Origin of the sequence: Zooshikella sp. RANM57, assembly GCF_050749885.1 — a bacterium.
Classification (GTDB): domain Bacteria; phylum Pseudomonadota; class Gammaproteobacteria; order Pseudomonadales; family Zooshikellaceae; genus Zooshikella.
This window is the reverse complement of the sequence record NZ_JBOIUB010000003.1, coordinates 278,701-295,610: the sequence shown is the minus strand read 5'-3', so window position 1 is coordinate 295,610 and position 16,910 is coordinate 278,701. Positions and strand designations below refer to the sequence as shown.

At 38.6% G+C, this 16,910-nt stretch carries 14 protein-coding genes and 1 other RNA gene; 5 read left to right on the top strand and 10 right to left on the bottom strand.

The features are described 5' to 3' along the window. Nucleotides 1-82 precede the first annotated feature (82 nt). Entirely contained in the window at nucleotides 83-670 is a 588-nt protein-coding gene (locus tag ACQ96U_RS08665) for a lysophospholipid acyltransferase family protein (protein ID WP_431720846.1), read from the bottom strand. A gap of 548 nt (nucleotides 671-1,218) precedes the next feature. On the opposite strand from ACQ96U_RS08665, the gene torR reads away from it, so the two are divergent. Together torR and torS are read left to right on the top strand one after the other, a co-directional pair. Then, a complete protein-coding gene (torR, locus tag ACQ96U_RS08660) occupies nucleotides 1,219-1,956 on the top strand; it encodes a two-component system response regulator TorR (protein ID WP_431720845.1) in 738 nt (245 codons plus the stop codon). Nucleotides 1,957-2,251: 295 nt separating this feature from the next. Continuing rightward, a complete protein-coding gene (gene torS / locus ACQ96U_RS08655) occupies nucleotides 2,252-5,194 on the top strand; it encodes a TMAO reductase system sensor histidine kinase/response regulator TorS (RefSeq protein WP_431720844.1) in 2,943 nt (980 codons plus the stop codon). Nucleotides 5,195-5,276: 82 nt separating this feature from the next. Here the strand turns inward: torS and ACQ96U_RS08650 are convergent, their stop codons facing one another. The 4 genes from ACQ96U_RS08650 to ACQ96U_RS08635 form a co-directional block, all read right to left on the bottom strand. Next, the gene (locus ACQ96U_RS08650; RefSeq protein WP_431720843.1) at nucleotides 5,277-5,714 is read right to left on the bottom strand and encodes a hypothetical protein; all 438 of its coding nucleotides are present in this window, start codon (nucleotides 5,712-5,714) and stop codon (nucleotides 5,277-5,279) included. 256 nt (nucleotides 5,715-5,970) lie between these two features. Next, entirely contained in the window at nucleotides 5,971-6,777 is an 807-nt protein-coding gene (locus ACQ96U_RS08645) for a substrate-binding periplasmic protein (RefSeq protein WP_431720842.1), read from the bottom strand. 245 nt (nucleotides 6,778-7,022) lie between these two features. Then, the gene (locus ACQ96U_RS08640; protein ID WP_431720841.1) at nucleotides 7,023-7,889 is read right to left on the bottom strand and encodes a transglycosylase SLT domain-containing protein; all 867 of its coding nucleotides are present in this window, start codon (nucleotides 7,887-7,889) and stop codon (nucleotides 7,023-7,025) included. Then, a complete protein-coding gene (locus tag ACQ96U_RS08635; protein WP_431720840.1) occupies nucleotides 7,882-8,331 on the bottom strand; it encodes a hypothetical protein in 450 nt (149 codons plus the stop codon). The genes ACQ96U_RS08640 and ACQ96U_RS08635 overlap by 8 nt, the downstream gene beginning before the upstream one ends. 608 nt (nucleotides 8,332-8,939) lie before the next feature. On the opposite strand from ACQ96U_RS08635, the gene ACQ96U_RS08630 reads away from it, so the two are divergent. Next, nucleotides 8,940-10,295, top strand: coding sequence for a DegQ family serine endoprotease (locus ACQ96U_RS08630; RefSeq protein ID WP_431720839.1), 1,356 nt, complete (start codon nucleotides 8,940-8,942; stop codon nucleotides 10,293-10,295). 72 nt (nucleotides 10,296-10,367) lie between these two features. On the opposite strand, the gene ACQ96U_RS08625 is transcribed toward ACQ96U_RS08630, so the two are convergent. Beyond that, on the bottom strand, nucleotides 10,368-10,970 hold the full coding sequence (locus ACQ96U_RS08625) for a hypothetical protein (protein WP_431720838.1): 603 nt from the start codon (nucleotides 10,968-10,970) through the stop codon (nucleotides 10,368-10,370). A 319-nt stretch (nucleotides 10,971-11,289) separates the two neighbouring features. After that, the gene (locus ACQ96U_RS08620) at nucleotides 11,290-12,162 is read right to left on the bottom strand and encodes a patatin-like phospholipase family protein (RefSeq protein WP_431720837.1); all 873 of its coding nucleotides are present in this window, start codon (nucleotides 12,160-12,162) and stop codon (nucleotides 11,290-11,292) included. Between the two features lie 224 nt (nucleotides 12,163-12,386). Between ACQ96U_RS08620 and ffs the strand changes: the two genes are divergently transcribed. After that, an RNA gene (gene ffs / locus ACQ96U_RS08615) (signal recognition particle sRNA small type) lies at nucleotides 12,387-12,483 on the top strand. Between the two features lie 265 nt (nucleotides 12,484-12,748). Here ffs and ACQ96U_RS08610 read toward each other — a convergent pair. From ACQ96U_RS08610 to ACQ96U_RS08600, 3 genes are all read right to left on the bottom strand, one after another. Beyond that, nucleotides 12,749-13,486, bottom strand: a complete 738-nt coding sequence (locus tag ACQ96U_RS08610; protein ID WP_431720836.1) for a substrate-binding periplasmic protein — start codon at nucleotides 13,484-13,486, stop codon at nucleotides 12,749-12,751. A gap of 335 nt (nucleotides 13,487-13,821) precedes the next feature. After that, entirely contained in the window at nucleotides 13,822-14,415 is a 594-nt protein-coding gene (locus ACQ96U_RS08605; protein ID WP_431720835.1) for a peptidylprolyl isomerase, read from the bottom strand. A 151-nt stretch (nucleotides 14,416-14,566) separates the two neighbouring features. Further along, nucleotides 14,567-15,121: a hypothetical protein gene (locus ACQ96U_RS08600; RefSeq protein ID WP_431720834.1), complete on the bottom strand. Its 555-nt coding sequence runs from the start codon at nucleotides 15,119-15,121 to the stop codon at nucleotides 14,567-14,569. Nucleotides 15,122-15,463: 342 nt separating this feature from the next. Here ACQ96U_RS08600 and ACQ96U_RS08595 point away from each other — a divergent pair, with 342 nt between their 5' ends. Continuing rightward, nucleotides 15,464-16,840, top strand: a complete 1,377-nt coding sequence (locus ACQ96U_RS08595; RefSeq protein WP_431720833.1) for a substrate-binding domain-containing protein — start codon at nucleotides 15,464-15,466, stop codon at nucleotides 16,838-16,840. Nucleotides 16,841-16,910: the final 70 nt, after the last annotated feature.

Genomic DNA, 16,910 nt, shown 5'->3' with positions numbered 1-16,910 from the left:
AGGTGATTTCCATATAATATTATTGTGATTTTAATGGCTCTACTGCTACTAACCTAAGTATATACTGATTTGCTAAGGATTTTTAACCCCGTTGAGTGTTAATGTGTCTTTTTCCTTTAAAGGGAACGAAAAATTTTTGAATTTTCACAAGGTCACTTTCAAAATTACCTGTAGGCCAGACTAATGGGCCAAACCCACCCCGCTTGTTGGGGAAGTCCAAATAAGCTAGCTGTAAAGGTACGCCAGCGCCTACAGCAATATGATAGAACCCCGATTTCCAGTGTGATACTTGGGCGCGCGTGCCTTCAGGAGCAATTGTAAGGACAAGGTTTTCTGAGGTATTAAATAGTTCTACGAGTTGTTGAACACGATTATTACGCTGGGTACGATTGATAGGGATACCTCCAAGCCAGCGCATAAAAGGACCAAAGGGGCCTTTAAATAAAGAGTGTTTACCAAGCCAGTATACTTTAGCTCGAAAAAGAAAAGCCATAGCAATGAAATAGAAAAAGTCCCAGTTACTGGTATGAGGGGCACCTATGAGAACATATTTAGCTAATTGTGGAGGCTGGCCTTCAAACTGCCAGCCTGCTAGTCGTAATATTAGTTTAGAGAGCTGGTGAAAAAACCAGCTTAAAATTGGGGTGTCAAATATTGTAAAACGGTTCAATGCTTGTTACTACTTTGATAAAGGTTACTACTAATTCTTGAAATGCTACCACCGTACATTATAAGTAACAATGAATATTCATGTGGGTATTTACACTTTTATTTATAAGTGATTGTCGTTGTAGCGACAATTTTTTTACTTAATCATGAGATTCATTGAATTTATTGTAAAGTCTAACATACGTTTACTTGAATTTTACGGTAATCAACGTTTTTTAATGGACAGAACATCACTGCACTATACTGATAAACATTTTGCCCTCAAATATTATTTAAACTTTTTTTATAACTTGTGTGTCTGAGGTTTATAATGTGCAAAAACCTTTTAGCATGCTAGTTATCCATATTGTTTTAACGTTTATCATTTACTTTGGAATGGTAGTACTAAAGTAAAAAATAAGTTTTATATTCCAAATAGCTATATCAAATATAAAACATGTTGCATTAATTTATTTCAAAGTGTGACGTGATTAACGTTTGGGTGCTGGCCGTTAGGGGGGCAAATGTGAAAAAATATGAACAAATGTGCAATTTGAAGGCAGCCCATCTATGCAGCAGTATCATGTACTTGTAGTTGAAGATGAGCCTGTAACTCGGGCTAAACTCGTTGATTATTTCCTTCAAGAAGGCTATCGCATTAGTGAAGCTGCTGATGGAAATGAAATGAGGTCGATTCTTCAGAACGAAAAAGTTGATCTCATTATGCTGGATATTAATTTGCCAGGTGAAGATGGGCTTTTATTAACCAGGGATATTCGTAGTACTTCTGATGTGGGCATCATACTCGTTACTGGGCGTACAGATCGGGTTGACCGAATCGTAGGTTTGGAAATGGGGGCTGATGACTATGTAACGAAACCCTTTGAGCTACGTGAGCTGCGTGTCCGAGTCAAGAATCTATTGTGGCGCATTAGTAAAGTTGATCAGGTTAAACAACAATTAAGACAAGAGTTTTCTGAAGAAAAACAAGCTGATCGTGTCGTTCAGTTTGGGCCATGGACCTTTGATATTCCACGACGCATGCTTTCTAAAGATGATTCTCCTGTTAAGCTAACAAAAGCTGAATATGAAGTATTACTGGCGTTTGTTACTAATCCAAATAATGTTTTGGGGCGGGATCAGTTGCTGAGTTTAATCAGTCATCGAGTTGAGCAGCCTAATGATAGAACCATTGATGTATTAGTACGTCGGTTACGTAGTAAAATTGAAGATAACCCTCGTAACCCTCGATATTTTGTGACTATTCACGGAGAGGGTTATTTGTTTGCAGGTGATATTGAAAAATAATTGAGCGTTTATAATTTAGTATTGCTTAATAAAAGTAATGCTAAATTATAATGATTTGCTTGCCCTGTGTTGGGCACAACTTGCTAAATTAATTTTGAATGTCTTTTAACGCAGACAAGATTATATTACACAACATTGACCCGCGTTAATCACCTAAATACAAGTCCACACATAGCCGAAGTATATAGGTGCACTATTATTTATTATGTATTCTTAATGAGAGAAGGTGGTAATGAGAGCCTGCTCGTTAGGATGATTAATCTGCTCGTTTGACTTGTTATATTCATCAAAACTTATGAAGCAACAAAGCAGTATAGGCGTTCAATTATGGTGGGCTTTTGGCTGTATGATTACCTTATTGGTATTAGCAGCTGTAATAAGTTTTTATGGTTTTTACCGGGTTAGCAAGCATGAACATATTGTTATAGAACACTCGTTACCAACCATGACGGCTATGCATCAATTAGCCCAGTCAACCTCTCGTTTAGTATTTGCTGCGGGTACTTTATCTGATGTTACTGATCAACAAAGCTGGCAAGAACAAACAGATAGTTTATTTCAGCAAGCTGAAGACCTTAACGTTCTTCTTTTAAAGTTATTGGATGTAATGTCTGAGTCTGATGAACTAAGACAGGTACAAGAAAAAGTTGCAGAGATTGTTATAAATATGGAGCAGCAAAGTCAGTGGGTTGCTGCAAGATTAAATCTAACCAGTTTGGTTAACAAAAATCAGGAACAGTTGATGCATATTGCCAGGGAAATTGGTGATTTGGCATCTGAAAAAGTAAATGATACTTCACTCAAAACATCCAATGATATTATGTCTTTGTATAAGCTGGTGGAGCAAAATAAGCCAAAAAAGCAGATTTATTTATCTTTGGATAATCTCCTTAAAGGCGACCTTCAACAACTGAATCGAATGAGTGAGTTGAGGTTGCAGGAGGCTCAACTAAGTCGGTTATTAATCAAATTAGAACTAAGCACGGATGAAGAGGAAGTAACATCGCTTGAAAAACAATATAAGGTTATTTTAGCTTCAATAAAACAGTTATTATCGAGTTTGCGAGACCCTAAGCATCGTAATACGCTGACTGAGCATATACAGTTACTGGAAGCTTCTAATAATTTATTTGCTCGATACCGACAGTTATTAAAAGTAAGAAAGCATATTGATGAGTTAACGATTAACAACATGGTTTTGTCAGGTGTTTTAGCCATGTTGGTTGCAGATCTTGTTGATGAAGCATCTGAAGCTCAAGAACAGTCCATACAACAGGTTAAGGATTCACTGCAAATTAGCCGGCTTATGCTGATTGTTGTTACCTTGTTAGGAAGTGTTATCTTAAGCTGGGTAATGTGGCGGATTGTTTATGGTCGAATAGTATGGCGTATTAATCAACATATAAGTGCATTAAATGCTTTGGCTGCTGGTGATTTAAATATTCAATTAACCCCACAGGGAAATGATGAGCTTGCTGTGATGGCTCATGCGATTAATATTTTTAGGGATCAAGCCATTGAACGGAACCGCTTAGCGTCTGCTGAACAGGTTGCGAAGGAAGAGTTGGAAAAGCATAAAAATAATCTTGAGTTGTTAGTTGCTGACCGGACTGAGCAGCTGACAAAAGCTAATCAGCAATTAAATCAGGCTGTGCAAAATCATGCACGTGCGAGACAGGATGCAGAAGCGGCTAATCGAGCTAAAACGGTGTTTTTAGCAACGATGAGCCATGAAATCCGGACCCCAATGAATGGTATTTTAGGCACATTACAACTTTTGTCTGATACCGCCTTAAATGAGCAACAGCAACATTATATAAATGTTTTAAGGCGAAGTAGTGAAACATTGTTAGCGATATTAAATGATATTCTGGATTACTCAAAAATTGAAGCTGGACATATTGAGCTTAATCCACAACATTTTTATTTGCCTGATTTGATATCATCTGTAGTCGACTTGTTACAGGCAAAAATTTCAGAAAAAAAACTAAATATAAATATTGAAATAGCAGAAAAATGTTACTGTTGGTATTTTTCAGATTTAGGGAAAATGCGACAAATATTAATTAATTTATTAGCTAATGCGGTAAAATTTACTTCATTTGGCTCAATTACTATTCAAGTGATTTATTTAGATAAGGATACTCGACATAAAACCAATAGATTACGTTTTAATATTATAGATTCAGGGGTTGGTGTTCCAGTTTTCAAACAAGCAGAGCTATTTTCACCTTTCAAGCAAGTGCATGATTCCTCAGGGGGAACAGGATTAGGTTTAGCGATAAGTAAACGACTTGTAGAAGCCATGTCAGGCACTATTGGTGTAGAAAGTGAGTCCGGAAAAGGTAGTTGCTTTTGGTTTGAAATGGAGCTGGCTACAGGTAAAGAAGTTAGAGCTTTAGTTAAGGCTCAGAAGGCTCAGGTTCCTCCACAACCCATTTTATTAGTTGAAGATAATGAAATTAATAGAATGGTAGCAGAAGAGTTATTACAAAAACTAGGACACAAAGTGACTGCTGCGCGTGATGGCCAACAAGCTGAAAAAGCTGTGCGGGAACAAAAGTTCACCATTGCACTCGTAGACATTAATCTTCCTGATACTGAGGGTACTGTATTAGCAAAACGTTTAAACAGTATTGCACTGATGGTACATCAGCAGCCCTTATACACCATTGCAGTCTCTGCACACGTTTTTAGAGAAGAGGTGTCCCATTACCTTTCTGCAGGTATGAATGACTTTGTTGCTAAACCATTAAAAATGACTGATTTGCAGCTGGCAATTTCTCGGTTTGTTGAATTTGAAGAAAATACTGGTGTGGTTGAAATACCTCGTGAGTCTCAGGAGAAGGAATCGAATTTTGAGTCAATAAAGGAGCATCCATTATTTTCTTTAGCAAGTATTCAAGAGGATATTGATGTGCTGGGTGTTGGTACATTACAGCGTATGGCTGGTATTTTTTTGACGGCTTCGGTGGAAACTTGGGAGCAGTTAGTTGAGGCTATAAAAAAACACGAAATATCATTAATTACTCAGCTCTCTCATCGGTTAAAAGGTAGTGCTCAGAGTTTGGGGTTACTTCGCTTAGCAATGGTTTGTGAGACACTGGAAATACAAAGCCGACAACAGATAAATACTGATTACTCACTAGCTTATTTGCAAGAAGTCTGGGACAAAAGTGTTAAAGCATTAGAAAGTATTGACTGGCAGGAAATCATCAAAACGGACTCTTCGCAATAAAAAAATTGCTTAAAAACTTATTTCGGATGGTTTTTGACTCGTTGAAAAAGGCTGCAAAAGCAGCCTTTATAGGATGTATCTTTCAAGGATAGTAAAAAATAGGTTCTCGGTAGGGCATGCCACCAATCACCATCCACCCTGAGCATTTGTCGGCTTGCCAGTTTTTATGGCGAGCGTACATTGGGTCCCAGGTACAGAAGTCAGCGACAAGCTGATCTACATGTTGACCATTAGTATTAATACGAAAATGAGCTTTATAGAGTTTAGTGGTTTGACTCATCATGGGGTCTAGCAGCTGCTCATTATCAATGAGCACTTCGTGGTAGGGGAAGTTTGCATTAACATGTGTACCATAATGTGGTTTATTGAATGTATATACTAATAAACCATTTTTGTAATCATAACAAGCATGAAAAATGACGCCACCTTCTGCAAAGTCCAGACAGTTATTCTCTTCTTCAGCGAAAACATGGTTGCTTGAAAGGGCAACAATTAAGATAAGAAGCCGTACGTTTACCATCGTCATTTACTCCTAGACTGCCAAATATTCTTAGTGTAGGAGTAGGTGAATGAATATCAAATAAATAAACCTTTTATTTTAAATTATATAATCATTTTTTTATTGATATTAGTAGTTAATAATTATGCTTATTTGAGATGTAGGGTATTATTTATGTATGTTATAGCTTTTAAGTTATAATCGCGGACTAGGACAAAGAATCTGTGAATAAACACTCAAATATATGCTCACTATATATGGTATAGATTCTGATAATTTAATATTTGTTAGTGAGTACTGGTTCAAGATGCTTGTTGAGTAATCTTTCTAAAATACCTTCTGATTTAAGTTGCTTAAGTTTATGGTTGAAAAAATCTCTGAGCTTTTTTCCTTGACTCGTTTTTGGGAAAAGCATATGGAACGACATGGGGGCTGTATTGGGTAAAGGTGCGTAACCAATTTCATTATTTTCTAGAAAATTTTCACCCAGTGCGGCGAATCCAGCAATTATTTCAATTCGCTCAAGATAAAGATCGGCTCGATTATGTAGTAGCATATTAAAAATTTTCCTTTGACTGTTTTTGTATATGCTGATATCAGACTCATTGAGACCATATGTTGCGTAATTATAACCTTGCATGCCTGCTAAACGATATTGTTTGAGATCTTTAAAAGAAGAAATATGAATACCATTTGGGTGATGAGCCTTGGCGTAGAAATAGTAAGTGTGTGTGTCATAGTAGCTATCACTGTATAGAAAATTATTTCTACGCTGTTTGTTTAATGAAGAATCAACCAACATATGATATTTTTTGCTATTTTTTACCTCGTATTTACAACGATTCCAGTTAATCATGTCAATTTGATAGGGCTGTTTTATGGGTTTTAAGATAGTGGCTAATACTTCAATAGAGTAACCTTTAAGTTTTGACTTCTCGCCAGGTGTTCTTGAAAAGTAGGCAAAGGGTGGCCATTCTGCATCATCATCACAGATACGTAATAAAGAGGGCAGTACTTGTTTTTCCTCAGCTAAAGCAACGTTTGATAGTGTGCATAAACACATTAAAATAATAAGTTTGGACATAACCTCCATTTTCCAGAAACTATTTGAGCTCATTTTTTAAGGGTATTAGTTGAGTCGTTTTTATAATGAATTATTAAATATCTTTTTATGATGAGATAAGAATGCTGTATATAGTGTAGCCTGATATCAGGCTACACTGTGAGTTTACGCTTTATCTTTTATTTATACCAATGACTATGCATGCTGCAAAAGGAGTGTTTATGGAAGGTACGTTCCTTGTATGTAGTTGAGCTCAGTGAGTTAAATTAACTTGCTTGATAAAGAGCCATGATTTTTTTTACATAGTTAAGCGTTTCTTTAAAAGGTGGAACTTTATAGCCATACTTTTGAACATTACCATAACCGGCATTATAGGCTGCTAGAGCGAGTGCCACATTGCCGTTTATACCTCGTCGAGTCAGCATTTTTTTCAAATAACCAGAACCACCTTTCACATTCTGTCTAGGGTTAAAGGCATTCCTTACGCCCATTTCTTTAGCTGTGGCAGGCATCAACTGCATTAATCCTTTTGCACCTACGTGTGATACTGCTCGAGGATTATAGTTTGACTCTGTTTTAACAACGGCATGAATGAGAACAGGGTTTAGTTTGTGTTCTACGGCTGTTTTACCAATAATCTTCCGGAATGGAACGTTATACTTTTTCTCTGCATAAGTTGAAGACTTAAGTAGTTTCTTAGGTAAAGTATAATTGTTAGCCGCAAATGGATTAGGGCCTTTACCACCCAGCTTCGTTAGTTGTTGATAATGTCGATAGGCTTTCTTTTGTGACGACTGTTTAGGTTTGTTGTGAATTGACCATTGAACAGGCTGCCATTCCTGAGTTGATAAACGACAACTGGTACCAAACTGCTTTGGTTGTGGTTTGCCATTAATTTCTAGCATGGTGAAATAGTCACGACAGATTTGGTTTGCTTGTGAATAAGTAATAAAAACGGCTAAATAACGCTCAATATTAGGCTCATCTTTATCGTGCCAGTTGGCAATTTCCCCATCTAATAGTTGTTCCTCTAGCAGGGTATTTACGTCAGATGTTAGACGTTGTTCTTTGGTAAGTGGAATACAGCCTACCATCAATAAGTAAGCACTGACTAGCATGATGTGTTTAAACACAAGTATGCCCCCGCTGTTTATTAAGCTTTGAACTGCCTTTTTGACGGCCATAAATAATATAGTCGCGACAAATTTGATTTCCTTGTCGCGTCTTATTGAGTGGTTTAATAGTGAAGCGGTTTCCAGTTCTGCTGTTTGTCCAGTTGTAGTTTTTCTTATTAGGGGTTGAGCGAAGACCTTTTACGGCTCGGTTTTGATCAGAGGAGTCCATATAAGAGCCAATGTAGCCACCAATGATACCGCCAATGATGCCTCCACCTATCATACACGCATTACGTTTACTTGATTTTTTATCTTTACAGGCGGCATATCCTAGACCAGCCCCAACGCCTGCACCAGCAACGGCTCCCCAAAAGCTGTTGGACTGATAGTAGCCATCATTACAACCGGTAGTGAGAGCCATCGTTAAGAGCAGCGTACAACATCGCCAACATGTAGACACAGAGACTGTCTCCTTAAAAGCATGAGAATATATTCTTCTGAGTGGTGGAAAATCATGTTATCAGGCTGAGAAAAGCGTTTTTTGTAATAGGTTGATGGATCTACCAGCAGACATACAAAATTGATTTAATCGACCCTCATAAGGTGTCTAGACCTTGTTGTTGCTTGAGATCAGACTGATGATGGGAATTATACTTCACCACTTCACCGAGCTTGTCATAGCCTACTGCTGTTAATATGAGCATAAATAACGTTATGTATAAGTGGGTTATGATATGCGCGGTCTAATGTGTTTTTACCTGTAAAACAGTTGTTTTGAAAGGGATTACATGTTGCAAATGTAATCAATGTCTCTTTTAATGGCCTGTCATTATTTATTTTTTTTGAGTGTATAACAGGCCAACTGTAGCTTAAATCACACGGCTAAGGGCACTATTTGAAGAGAGTGATGTCTATTATTGCATTGTCATCATGTGAAATGTTTGGCATTAAGTGTATTTTACTTAACATGTCACTCACTTTGGGCCTATATGAGTGGAAGTAGCAACGTTTAACCTTTTACTAAGAACAGTATTGATTTGTAAAACAGGGTATGTAGGAGGTCATTGAATGAAAGTAAAGTGTTGGCAGTCGCTCATGGTTATCATGGCAGCCATACTCATGTTGCCAAATTTATCGGCAGCAGCTTTACCTGCAACGGATAGCCAGGGACAGCAGTTACCTACGTTAGCGCCACTGGTTAAAAAAGTAACACCTGCAGTAGTCAATATATCGACTTTTGCGAAAACAACTGTGCAAAATCCATTATTGAGTGATCCATTCTTTCGGCATTTTTTTAATGTCCCACCCTCTCAACCCAGACAGCAAAGGCAAACCCAAAGTGCTGGATCAGGTGTCATTATTGATGCTAAAGAAGGAACGGTGATCACTAATTATCACGTTATTAAAGGCGCTGATGAAGTGAGGGTGACATTAGAAGATGGGCGTACCATTAAGGCTAAAGTAGTGGGTAGCGACCCTGATGTGGATATTGCCGTGCTGGATATTGATGCGGATAATCTTAAAGCACTACCAATAGCAAATTCTGATAAGTTGGCCGTGGGTGACTTTGTGATTGCGGTGGGTAATCCTTTTGGCTTGGGTCAAACCGTTACAACAGGTGTCGTAAGTGCTTTAGGACGTTCTGGTTTGGGTATTGAGGGGTACGAAAACTTTATTCAAACAGATGCGTCTATTAACCCCGGTAACTCTGGTGGTGCATTAGTTAACCTGCAAGGAGAATTAGTTGGGGTTAATACCGCTATCCTGGCTCCATCAGGAGGAAATGTAGGAATTGGTTTTGCTATACCTACTAACATGGCGAAATCAAGTGTTCAGCAAATACTTGATCACGGTGAAGTGAAGCGAGGCCAGATTGGTGTTTATATTCAAGATCTAACAGCAGATCTTGCTGAAGCATTTAATCTAGATGAGCAACAACGTGGCGTATTGATTAATGATGTTCAGCCAGGTTCTACGGCAGAAAAATCAGGGCTACGTGATGGCGATATTATTATTGCGGTAGAAGGAAAATCGATTAGTAATGCAGCACAGTTACGTAACCAAATTGGACTTAGACGTATTGGTGAGGAAGTTCAGGTAACAATATTACGTGATAAAAAAGCAAAAGAACTGACTGTTAAAATTGGTGGAGAAAAGCTTGCTGGCGCCAGTAAAATTCATAAGATTTTTGAAGGTGCTATTTTGCAAAACTCTCAAAGTGAAGATGGCGTGATTGTCCGAGACATTCAGGGTGGAAGTGCTGCTGCTTATACAGGGCTAAGACCTGGAGATAGAATTATTGCCGCCAACCGTCACTCAGTGAAAAACTTGCATGATTTGCAACAAGCATTAAGCAAAGGAAGTAGTAAAATTTTACTGAGAATAGTGCGTGGTAATGCGGCATTATTTCTTGTTATTCAGTGATTTTTTGTGAGTTAACATGTGTTAAGGCTTGTTGTTTAAGCACGTTTAAACAACAAGCCTTTTAATTGTTTATTAGGCGTTTTTGGTAATTAACGGCGTTATATTGGAAAACTTATCTTTAATAGCGCTGCCAATGTCGTTTTTTTCAAAGTTACTCTGATCAGTTAATCCGCGTGTGTCGAGTCGATGCAAGTGTAGATAGGGTGTTTTTGCGGCAAATTCCCGTAAGTCCCCATTAACAAGTACAGGAAGAAACTCTATACCTATTTTTTTTTGGTAAATACGATTTAAAAAATTTATCGCCGTTGTAAAACTAAGATGACGCATACGTTTTTCATTACCTAAGGGAATTCCAATAAGAAGCCCATTTTGGTTAATGGCTGCACCTGGGTAAAGTATGACACCTGTTTTTTTTATTGCCGCTTCATTTATATGACTAAATGTATCGTGAAATGCATAAGGATCAGGTAGTACAATAATCCCTTCTCGTTCTGATCCTGCTAGAAGTACTTCAAAATTGGAATATACTTTTTTTACCGTTGGGCTGTATACACAAAAAGCTTTTGCTACACGCTTGAAAAACTCGGCAGCTTTATTTTTATTAATGATCGATGACAAATCCCAAAATAGGTCTGGATTATCAGGGTAGTCAGCAAGCTTTATAGGTGTTTTCACACAATAGCCTTACATTATTTATAGTTAATTATTCCTTCGTTGAACTGTCAGGTATCTTTCATGTTAATGATTAAAGCGCTGAGCTTATTTCCTGACATATCCTTATTGATTTAGCAGACATGTGAGTTGAGCAACAAAATCACTATTTTTAGAGGTGCCCGTAAATCGCATCGTTGATTGAAGAAAAATCGTCATAAAGTTTTAATTTTTTTATGAATAATTATTATGGACTTTAAGTTGTTATAGGCATGCGAAGCAATTCTGTCAATGGTTATAAACTGAGAAAATATGGACAGTGCTTTGCTTGAGATAAAATAAATTAGGGATGGAGGTTTGCTGTTTGATGTAGTTTAAGAGGAACAATGTCCATAACTGTTTTATAACCCATTTGAAAAAGACATATTTTGTCATCGTTTGTTAAACTAAACTCAACAGGGGAGTAACTTCCCGTATTAACAATGACTGTTGACTGCCAAAATGAATCGTTAATATATTCTCTTGAAAGTGTTGTCATGAATGTTCTGATGAGCATTGACAAGTAATCTTTTATGGGTAGAAAGGACGGATTACTGGAAATTTTCTTATGATAGGTTTGACTTCTTAAACGAAAACACACAACAGGTGTGCCATCTCCAGCCCAATCACGATAGAGTGCGTCTTCTGAAAGAATACTCCCATCGACTAAAATATGTTCATCAAAGTGTTGAAAGCTGAAAATAAGGGGGATGGATATTGAAAATAAGACAGCTTTGGATACTTTTAAATCAGGTGTTGTTTGGGCATTAAAAATAACTGGTTGGGAAGTGACTACATCAGTAGCCACTATATGTAAGTCAGTGGTTAAGTCCCTAAAGTAAACGCCATTAAGTTCATTATCTAACCATTTTTCAAAGATTGAGCCATTGGATAATCCACCTGAACGAATTAAGTTCATCAGGGATTGTCCTTTAAACTGCTGAAAGTCTACATTAAGCACAAGCTTTTTTAACTCACTGACAGACTTACCCAAAGCATATAAGGCGGCAACAATGCTTCCACCAGAAACACCTACAATACTGGTGAAGCTAAGTCCCAGCTCGTTCAGCCCCGTAAGGATTCCAACATGGGCTGGCAGGCGCGTACCTCCACCCGCTAGAATGGGTACAATTTTCCCCCCCTGGGTTGAAGGAGGAATGGGAGCTGGTTCAGCCATTGCTGTCATGATGGTTAAATAGTCTAGTCATAATAGATTAGTGTAAAAGAAGAATAAAGTTTTGTTATTTTCAAAAACTATTAAAATAGTTGTATAGATTATCTATAACTATTTATGTTGTTGAATATCACAAAAAACACCCTTGCAAATTGTTACTAAATCAGAGAGAATGCGCACCACGCTTGAGACGGGGTTTCCCCGTAAGCTATTGTTATGGAGGCCCTTGTTGGTCCCCTCGCAATGAATATCTGCAAACCCCGCCAGGCCCGGAAGGGAGCAACGGTAGCAGTGACTTCATGTGCCGAGGTGTGGCTGATAAGGGCCGCCGCCATTATCTGCATAGTGATAGTATTTTCTTCCCTGTGAATCTCTCCAAGCACTTCGTTTAAATCGCACTTATTTTAAGCAATCCAACTTATTTCAATAACTCAGTTGCCAGATAACTTTAGTGTGTTTTGGGTTATCACTAGTGAGAAATTCCAATGTTTGTAAAGGTGGGTACAGTGTAAATCGAGCCGCATCCATGCGGTGAAGTGAAGGCTGGAATTCCGTTCAAATACAGTGCAAACATTTTGTAATGTAAGTATTATTTTTCTCGATACTCATCAATAATGGCATCAATTCTGCCTTCATTTCTGAGACTACTTAAAGCGCTATTGAGAAGTTTAATGGTATCATCGCTTGTAGCTTTATTCATGGCGAGCCAAAGACCACTTTTGCTAAACGTAAAAATGCGTTCTATGTCGTCCATTTTTTGGCGCTGTGCTATAAAAGGTCCGGATAAAGAACTTGTGGCCCATAAGTCAACTTTATCGATTTTCAGTTTCATTGCATTTACAACATCATTTTGGGCTTTGATAACATTAATTTTTTTCTCTACTAAATAGTCTGTTATAGCATCATCCTCATAGCTACCTACTGAATACTTATTCAAGTCTGCAAGTTGGTTGATGCTAATATTGCGACTTTTCTTGGCGAGGATAATCCACTCTTCCTCAAATAATGGTCCTACCCATTTAAACTTATTTTCTCTTTCTGCAGTCCTAAAGGCTGAGTAGATTCCTTTCCCTGGTTCATTAAGAGCCATGTTTAACGCTCTATCCCATGAGGCATAGAGGGTAAGCTCAAGATCTAACCCTGCGCGTTGAAATGTTTCTCTAACAATATCCGTGGCAAAGCCAGTTACCTTGTCATTACGACCATAGGTGCTATAGAGCACTGTCATATTGAGTGGTGGGAAGGGTTCCGTAACCAAATGGAAGGTTTGTGCTTCAGCATTTAGCCAAAACAGCATGGTTAAAGCAATCATAACCTTACGCAGCATGGTAAATCCTCAACGAATAAAAAATAGTAATACTAAAATGCGTGTATACTGGCTGTAACAATAGTTACCACAACACAGTAAGGGGCTTCTTTAAGCCTAGAGCATGGTCTTTTGTAATGTTTATTCTATGGATGAGTAGCATGGAGTATGTTGTTTTCTAACAATAAAAAGAGCTTGTCTTACCTTATAGTGTAGTAGCCTGTATGTACCCGACAAATGTTCTGTAAATTAAAGCGTACCAACCTTGTCATCAATGATAAATAATTAATATACAAGGCTGGCTGGTGTCACAATGTGCGTTGGCTTCTGAAACGTAGCCTATTATTGAATAGCGATTATTTATCTGTGGCGACTTTGTCATCGCTAATGAGCGTAACTTGTTTAATCACAATGGGATTTACAGGAACATTTTGCATATTGTTGATGTTGTGAGTAGGTACATTGACTATTTTATCAATGACATCCATGCCTTGAGTAACACGGCCAAAAACAGCATAGCCATCACCTCGAACACCATGATTTAGAAATGTGTTATTGCTGACATTAATAAAAAACTGAGATGTAGCTGTATTAGGGGCGGGTAATCTTGCCATTGCTATTGTGCCACGCTCATTCTTTAAACCATTTTGAGCTTCATTTTTAATAGGGGAGCCTGTTGGTTTACGTTGCATATCTGTGTTGAACCCGCCACCTTGTGCCATAAAGCCAGGAATCACACGGTGAAAAACAGTACCGTTGTAGAACTTTTGATCAATATAGCTTAGAAAATTTTTAACGGTAATAGGTGCTTTTTGCGGGTAAAGCTCCAGCTCAACGTTTCCCACTGATGTTTCCATTCGTATATGAGGGTTGGCAGCCCAACTCGTCGAGCTTAAAACTAGCAACCCCAGAATAAGAAGATTCAAGCCAGGTAGCTTCATTTTTATCATAATGATTAACCTTTGATATTCCGTTTTATTTAATACCACAGAATAACTATTTTATTATTGTGTATACAACAGTTGTGAAGTTGAAGTGGTTTATGTTTTTATCCCTTATTATCAGTCAAGGAGGCTGGGGAGAGCCAGCCTATCTTGATTTTCATGTTTCATCAGGGCTGAGTGATAAATTACTGATATCGGGTGTGATGGGCTTCGGTTTGGGGATTTCTTCAGGAGTGACTAAATAGCCTTCCATGGGCTTCAAGGTAATATCACTCACATCTGGGGCAGGAGGCGGTTGCGTCTTGTCTAGTTGCCCCAAGTCCGCCCCAACAGGGGCTAGGGTCCAACTTTCATCATCATTTGTTACTGGACCACTTGCTATTGGTTGAGGGACACTTGTTGTATCAACAGGCTCCGTAACAGATGTTGATGAATCAGTGGTAGTTGATGTTTGGGGTGATACTTGCTCAGTTTGCCAGGGTTCCTTTGTGTTGGAGTCAACGATCTGGCAGATGAGTCCTGCCTTTAACAGGGTGCGTTCATATTTTTGAGCGGTGGTAATGTCTAGCTGATTTTTGATAATGACCGGACGGCCAGAGAAGAAGGCATCAATCTGAGCCGATGAGGCTTTGAATAACTTCGCTATGTTTGCCTTGGCCGTATCCTTGGGGGTTTCTGGGGTGAGATTCCCAGTGAATATAATTTCATACATAGTCATTGTCATAACAAAGAAAGTTGATCTTATTAAAGGCTATGAACTTGAGACACTATTGTCCAGATTGAATAGGGCAAATGGTTGATTTCTTGCGCTCATGGACATGGATTAAGTGATTACTAGAAAATGTCGAAAAAGCTACCCATAGCTATACTGATGATAATCTCCTGATATGTGGGTTAACAGGGTATGAAGAAAATGATTAGCTTCCTGTTTAGTGATGGTTGTCATACGACGGTTAATGTAAGTGTGTGATCAGCTTCCACCATGTGTCATGTCACTCTAAAAGTATGATAGGTTAACAATAAAAAGTGATCAGTTATCATTAAGGGGGTTTCTTTGTTTAGCTATCTTCAGCGCACTGGTTTTATGCCATTGGTGGTACGTGGCATCATGGCTGGGATTTGCTGTTTGTCAATGACGGCGAAGGGGCTTGAGCCTTTTACACGTTTAAGTGGTTCAGGGGCAGACGCTAACCTATTTAATATGGCTGGTTCAAATACCATTGGGGCTGAGCTTGGTCCGGAACTGGTGAAAGCTTATTTACAAGCTAAGCAGGCTCAACAAATTAAAGTTGAAGAAACTGGGCTTAATGAAGTGAAGGTAACGGGAAGCATACCCTCACTTAAAAGAACCGTCAGTATCGCTATTTCAGCGCATGGTAGTTCGAATGGGTTTCGTCAGCTTGAGGCGGGGAGTGTTCAGATTGGTGCAGCCTCAAGGCCTATTAAAAATTCTGAAGTGCGTAAGCTGGGTGGAGAGGCTATCCGTAGTGCTGACCATGAATTTATTCTTGCCTTAGATGGAATTGCTGTCATTGTTAACCAAACAAACCCACTTAAGCAGCTGCAAGTAGAACAAGTGGCTAATGTGTTCAGTGGACGGTTTTCTCAATGGACTCAACTAGGATGGGGGGTTGATCCCATAAAGTTATTAGCAAGGGATCCTCAATCTGGTACATGGGATACGTTTAACAACTTAGTTTTGAATGGCAGGGGAGAGTTAGCTACCTCAGCAGAGCGTTTGGAAAGTAATGATGACCTGTCAAGAAAGGTCGCCAATAACCCCAATACGATTGGCTTTGTAAGTCTAAACACGATTGGCCGTGCAAAAGCATTGGCGATTGCTGATGGCGGTGATCATTACATTAAGCCCAGTGCAGCTTCAGTTGCTACTGAAGACTACCCTTTAAGTCGCCGATTATATATGTACAGCTTGAGTGATGATGCTTTTGTGAAAGAGTTTTTAGCCTATACGCAAAGCCCTGAAGGACAGGCTGTTGTTGAAAAGTCTGGGTTTATATCTCAGAAAGTAGTTCGTCTTCCACAAACTGATCTTTCAACCATGCCAAAAGATTATCAGGATATGGTCAAAGGACATCAGCGCCTTTCAGTGAACTTCCGCTTTGTAGCGGGCAAAGCGGATTTGGATAATAAAGCTATTCGAGATCTTAAACGTTTAGGTGATTTCTATGCACAGCAGGGTGGGAATAAAAAACTATTATTAATTGGTTTTGCTGATGCAGATGTGAGAGCGTCTAAACAGTCTCTTCTGGCTAAGCTGCGTGCGAAAGTTGTATCCCGTGAATTGATTAAGACAGGTATGTCTCATGATACTTTTAAGGCTGAAGGTTATGGTGTGCTAGAGCTTGCATCTGGAGAAAGTCTGGCGGGTAAAACCAAAAATCGTCGGGTTGAAGTGTGGATAGAAAAGTAACTCTTTGAGTTGTGTTTTTAATTGGCTGTAGCGCCAACGTAATAATTGTTGGCGCAATGAAGAGGCTCTT

Excerpts from the sequence above, each read along its gene's own strand:
- torR (WP_431720845.1), top strand. The coding sequence starts at position 1,219 with ATGCAGCAGTATCATGTACTTGTAGTTGAAGATGAGCCTGTAACTCGG.
- torS (WP_431720844.1), top strand. The coding sequence starts at position 2,252 with ATGAAGCAACAAAGCAGTATAGGCGTTCAATTATGGTGGGCTTTTGGC.
- ACQ96U_RS08650 (WP_431720843.1), bottom strand. The coding sequence starts at position 5,714 with ATGGTAAACGTACGGCTTCTTATCTTAATTGTTGCCCTTTCAAGCAAC.
- ACQ96U_RS08645 (WP_431720842.1), bottom strand. The coding sequence starts at position 6,777 with ATGTCCAAACTTATTATTTTAATGTGTTTATGCACACTATCAAACGTT.
- ACQ96U_RS08630 (WP_431720839.1), top strand. The coding sequence starts at position 8,940 with ATGAAAGTAAAGTGTTGGCAGTCGCTCATGGTTATCATGGCAGCCATA.
- ACQ96U_RS08620 (WP_431720837.1), bottom strand. The coding sequence starts at position 12,162 with ATGGCTGAACCAGCTCCCATTCCTCCTTCAACCCAGGGGGGGAAAATT.
- ACQ96U_RS08610 (WP_431720836.1), bottom strand. The coding sequence starts at position 13,486 with ATGCTGCGTAAGGTTATGATTGCTTTAACCATGCTGTTTTGGCTAAAT.
- ACQ96U_RS08605 (WP_431720835.1), bottom strand. The coding sequence starts at position 14,415 with ATGATAAAAATGAAGCTACCTGGCTTGAATCTTCTTATTCTGGGGTTG.
- ACQ96U_RS08600 (WP_431720834.1), bottom strand. The coding sequence starts at position 15,121 with ATGTATGAAATTATATTCACTGGGAATCTCACCCCAGAAACCCCCAAG.